The sequence below is a fragment of the Alcanivorax sp. HI0044 genome (assembly GCF_001634945.1).
On record NZ_LWEZ01001311.1, the window covers coordinates 1 to 4670 of the forward strand.

The following is a 4670-nucleotide window of genomic DNA, read 5'->3' on the forward strand; positions in this document are numbered from 1 at the left end:
CTGCAGGATCTGCACAACGACCCGGACCGCCTGCGCCACACGGTGAAACGTACCGCCGATGGCTGGGTGACGATCAGTTGGGATGAGGCCCTGGAGGAAACCGCCCAGAGACTCCACGCGATACAACAGGAGCATGGCAAGAATGCGGTGTCCCTGTACCTGGGGAACCCCACAGCCCACAATCACGGTGCCCTGTTTACCCTGTTGCCGTTTACCCAGGCGCTCAACACCCGCCAGCGTTACAGTGCCACCTCGGCAGACCAGCTGCCCCATCAACTTGCGACGTATCAGCTGTTCGGCCACCAAGCGCTGTTTCCCATCCCGGATATCGACCGCACCGATTACTTCATGATTATTGGCGGCAATCCGCTGGCCTCCAACGGCTCCATCATGACGGTTCCCGACGTCAAGAACCGGTTCAAGGCGCTGCAAAAGCGCGGCGGCAAACTGGTGGTGGTGGACCCGCGTCGCACCGAAACCGCCCGGGTGGCGGACGAGCATCATTTCGTGCGCCCAGGCACTGATGTGTACCTGTTATTGGCGTTGGTTCAGGTCATGTACACGGAATTGCTGGTGGCGCCGGGCCGCCTCGAGTCCCTGCTCGATGGCAAGAAAACCCTGGAAAAGCTGGTAGCACCGTGGACCCCTGAAAAAGTGACAACCGCGGTAGGGCTCTCTGCCGATCATATCCGCAAGCTCGCCCGTGACATCGCCAACGCGCCCAGCGCGGCGGTCTATTCCCGGGTGGGCGTCACCACCAGTGCCCATGGTGCGCTCAGCGCCTGGCTGGTCTACGTGATCAATATCCTCACCGGCAACCTGGATCGGGAAGGGGGCGTGATGTTCACCAACCCGGCCTTTGATATCGTCGCCATGAGTGCCCTTAGCGGTGATACCGGCAGCTTCGACCGTTACCGCAGCCGGGTAAACGGTTACCCGGAATTCGGCGGTGAATTCCCGGTGACCGCCATGGCCGATGAAATGCTCACGCCGGGGTTGGGGCAAGTGAAGGCCTTTATTTCCCATGCCGGCAATCCGGTGTTGTCCTGCCCGGATGGCAGCAAGCTGGACCGGGCCCTGGCCGGGCTGGATTTCATGGTCAGTATTGATCTCTATATCAATGAGACCACCCGCCATGCCGACATTATTCTGCCGCCCACCGGGCAGCTGGAGCATGGCCAGTTTGACCCCATTTTCCAGGCGGTGTCAGTGCGCAATGTAGTGAAATACACGCCACCTCTGGTACCTCGCCCGGAGGGCATGCTGCACGACTGGGAAATCCTGCTCGGGCTCACTACGCGGTTGAATCGGCTTAAGGCACGCAGTCGACGCAGCCGCTTGAAGGTGGCGGCCACTGACCGCTTTGTCCGCAAATTGGGTGACACCGGCATCATCGATCTGGGCCTGCGTCTGGGGCCCTATGGCAGTGGCGGCAAGGCCCTGGCCGAGCTCAAAGAGAACGGCCTGCATACACTGCCCAAAGTGGCCTGGCGCCTGCTGCGGGGAAAAAGCCATGGGCTGACCTTCAAGAGTCTGCAAGCGGCTCCGCACGGCATTGATCTGGGGCCGCTGACGCCCATGTTGCCGCAGCGTCTGTTTACGCCCGATCAGCGCATCAATCTGGTGCCCGCGCTCTACCACCGGGCCTTGCAAGGTTTGCCGGTGCCGTCTGCTCCGGAAAAGGATCAGCTGCTGATGATTGGCCGGCGCCATATCCGCAGCAATAATTCCTGGATGCATAACAGCCAGCGCCTGATCAAAGGTAAGGGTCGCTTCACTGCGATTGTGCACCCGCAGGATGCCCAGCGACTGGGTGTGGAAGAGGGGGCGGATGTGACCATCAGCGGCAGCGCCGGCAGCATCACGCTCCCGGCCAGTATCAGTGACGACATCATGCCCGGGGTGATCAGTGTGCCCCATGGTTGGGGCCATGACCGCGACGGCGTGCAGCTGGAAATCGCCCGCTCTACCCAGGGCTGCAGTGTGAACGATGTGATCGGCACGGAACGGGTGGAAGCGGTAACGGCCATGGCGCAGCTCAATGGCATTCCCGTCACGCTGGCCCCAGCAATCTGCCCGTGAGAGTCGCTCCGTGGCGAGCGGCGGCATGTGTTGCCGGGTGCCTGTCGCTGCCTTGCGCGGCGGCAGTTACCGAAACCGATACCTTCATGGCGAATGTGGAGAAGGGCACTCACGGGCCCAACCTGGAAAAAGGCAACTGGGTAGTGGCGCCCATCCCCGTGTCGAACCCCACCATGGGTACAGGTTTGCAACTGGCGACCCTGTACCTGCACCCGTCCCGTGATGGCAATGGTGGCCCCAACCCCACCAGTGGCCTGGGCGCCATGTACACCGATACTGACAGCTGGGTGGTGGGTGCCTTTCATCAAGATTACCTGTTGGATGATCGTTTGCGGGTTACGGCACCGGCCTGCGCTGGCAAACTACCCCGAGCAAGCCTCTGCACATCGGTGTGGATGTGGCCTTCACAGAAGACGATACCGTCTTCTTTATTCAGTTGGGCGAAAGTTTTTAGGCCGGGTTTCTTCGTTAAGATCTTCTTCGCGATGCAAGCATCGCCTCCCACAGAGAGGCTTCATTTTATGGGGTGGTGGTTTTGTGGGAAGCGATGCTTGCATCGCGAAGAAAGAGGCTCACCTTATATCCTCAAAAGGTTAAGGAACCTCTGAAAAACTCCTTGCATGCTCAGCGTGGCCTGAAGCGTGCAGCTGTTGCGTCTTGTCTTGATGGTCAGGGTGGTTCCCTTTCCGAGAGGCAAGGCGCAGCAGGTGTGCGCTTCAGGCCGCGCCTTTATGCCCGAACGGGTGCTTCGGGTCATCCAGGCTGGCCCGCACTCGTTGTTGCGCTTTTTCGATGGATGGACATATCTCGATCCCAGTTAGGGGACACCTTCAAAAGTGCGCCCTCTGTGCCCCGAATGGGGTATAGATTGCGAACCAGACTGAAAGACTGAGTACGCAAGGAGTTTTTCAGAGGTTCCTTAATAATCAGATTCAGATGACAGGCCTGTCCTCTAAAAACTGACAGCTCACGCCGCCCCGGCTCGTTACGCTCTATGGATGACTCATCGCTACCACAGCCATTCCTTGAGAAAAGGGCGCTTCTCCCAGCAGGGAAGACCCTATCTGGTTACTTTCAGCACAGCGGGCAGAACCCCATGGTTTTCCCGTTTCTCTATCGCCTGCCAAGTGTGCAGATCTATAGCTCAATCAGATATTCAGAACGCCAGCCACACGTGGTGCTATGTGGTCATGCCGGACCATGTGCACTGGCTGTTGTCCACAACGGATAAGCATGATTTGTCCCAAATTGTCAGAATGGCCAAGGCCAGAGTGTCCCGTTCCTTGGAGCAAGCCATCTGGCAATCCAGCTTCCATGATCGCGCGCTGAGAAGCGAAGCGGAATTGAAACCAGCGGCCCGTTATGTCATCGCAAACCCTGTGAGGGCTGGGCTGGTGACTTCAGTGAGAGATTACCCATTTTGGAATGCTGTCTGGCTTTGATTTGCGGTCGGCAGAATCTTGCCGTTCTTGTTCGCGATGCAAGCATCGCTTCCCACATAAACCTCGCTCCCTTGTGGGAACGGACCGTAGTGAATCACTGATGCTCGCATCACGAAGAGTTCGGGTTTGCGATCACAAGGGCATTGGCAAACCTTGGGCAAGGTCAGGTCACCACACCTGGGGCACCTTTTGTAGTTTGTCCAGCGAGTAACCGCGTTCTCGGGCGATGCCCAGCAGGTGTTCGTAGGTCTTGGCATGCAGCTCCGGGCTGCGCGCCATGATCCACAGGTAGTCCCGTTTCTGCCGCCCCACGATGGTGGTCTGGTAATCCGGGCTTACATACAGCACCCGGAAATCCGCCTTGAACGGCCAGAGAAACCGCATTCCCCAGATTGCCGGGTTCTCGTCGCTAACAAAGCCGGTGGGCGTCAGGGTTTTCAGTTCACCGTCCGCGCCATCCTTGCGGAAGGTGAAGGTGGTCGCAATTTCATTGGGGCCGGCCCGTCGATAGGTCTCGGTGGCATTATGGGCGCCTTTTTCGGGAAAGGTGGGGATATTGGCGATCACATACCACTGGCCCATAAAGCGATCCAGGTCGAACGGATCCGCCACCTCAATTGGTGCAGTCGGTGTGGTTTGGCAGGCGTTGAGCATAATCAGGCTCACTATCAACAATATTGGGCGCATAGGTCTCTCCATGGCCGTGATGATCGCGCCTGGGGGGGCAACGCGAGGTGAAGCTGAGCGCCGGTCGTTTCCTTGCCACCCACACACCTCGCATTTCGCTCTTTTGTAGGTCGACTTTACCCGAGGGCACAGAGAGGCCGAAGGCCGTAAGCCGACATTCAATGTCGCCGCTGTCCCATGGGGCGAGTGTCGGATTACGTCTTTAAGACTAATCCGACCTTGTGTCTCTCCGGCGGAAGGATTTGCTACCCTTCCGCCACTGCTGGCGGGCAACCCGTATTCGACCTGAGGCCCTGAGCCTGTGATGTAGATAGGTCCCGCCAGCATTTCTCTCAAAACTTGAACGGTATCCGAGCCCTTCGTTGACCGGATGAGGCTGCACGAACAAGGAGAAGTGGAGAGATGGCTACCATCGGTATTGATGTCAGTAAGAAAAAGCTCGATCTGTGCTGGTTGCGT

4 protein-coding genes are annotated in these 4670 nt (G+C 58.4%); 3 read left to right on the forward strand and 1 reads right to left on the reverse strand.

Annotated elements, in window-relative coordinates; genetic code table 11:
• From A3730_RS19150 to A3730_RS29835, 3 genes are all read left to right on the forward strand, one after another.
• Nucleotides 1–2082, forward strand: a 2082-nt coding sequence (locus A3730_RS19150; protein ID WP_063538704.1) for a molybdopterin-dependent oxidoreductase, incomplete at its 5' end; no start/stop codon positions are given.
• A gap of 86 nt (nucleotides 2083–2168) precedes the next feature.
• The gene (locus tag A3730_RS19155; RefSeq protein ID WP_156497157.1) at nucleotides 2169–2690 is read left to right on the forward strand and encodes a hypothetical protein; all 522 of its coding nucleotides are present in this window, start codon (nucleotides 2169–2171) and stop codon (nucleotides 2688–2690) included.
• Between the two features lie 390 nt (nucleotides 2691–3080).
• Complete coding sequence (locus tag A3730_RS29835) at nucleotides 3081–3524, forward strand: transposase (protein ID WP_082872462.1); 444 nt, start codon at nucleotides 3081–3083, stop codon at nucleotides 3522–3524.
• A 168-nt stretch (nucleotides 3525–3692) separates the two neighbouring features.
• On the opposite strand, the gene A3730_RS19160 is transcribed toward A3730_RS29835, so the two are convergent.
• Nucleotides 3693–4211 carry a lipocalin family protein gene (locus A3730_RS19160; RefSeq protein ID WP_082872463.1) on the reverse strand — a complete coding sequence of 173 codons (519 nt, stop codon included), beginning with the start codon at nucleotides 4209–4211 and terminating at the stop codon, nucleotides 3693–3695.
• Nucleotides 4212–4670: the final 459 nt, after the last annotated feature.

Coding starts and splice junctions, on each gene's coding strand:
- A3730_RS19155 (WP_156497157.1), top strand. CDS start 2,169: ATGGCGAATGTGGAGAAGGGCACTCACGGGCCCAACCTGGAAAAAGGC.
- A3730_RS29835 (WP_082872462.1), top strand. CDS start 3,081: ATGACTCATCGCTACCACAGCCATTCCTTGAGAAAAGGGCGCTTCTCC.
- A3730_RS19160 (WP_082872463.1), bottom strand. CDS start 4,211: ATGCGCCCAATATTGTTGATAGTGAGCCTGATTATGCTCAACGCCTGC.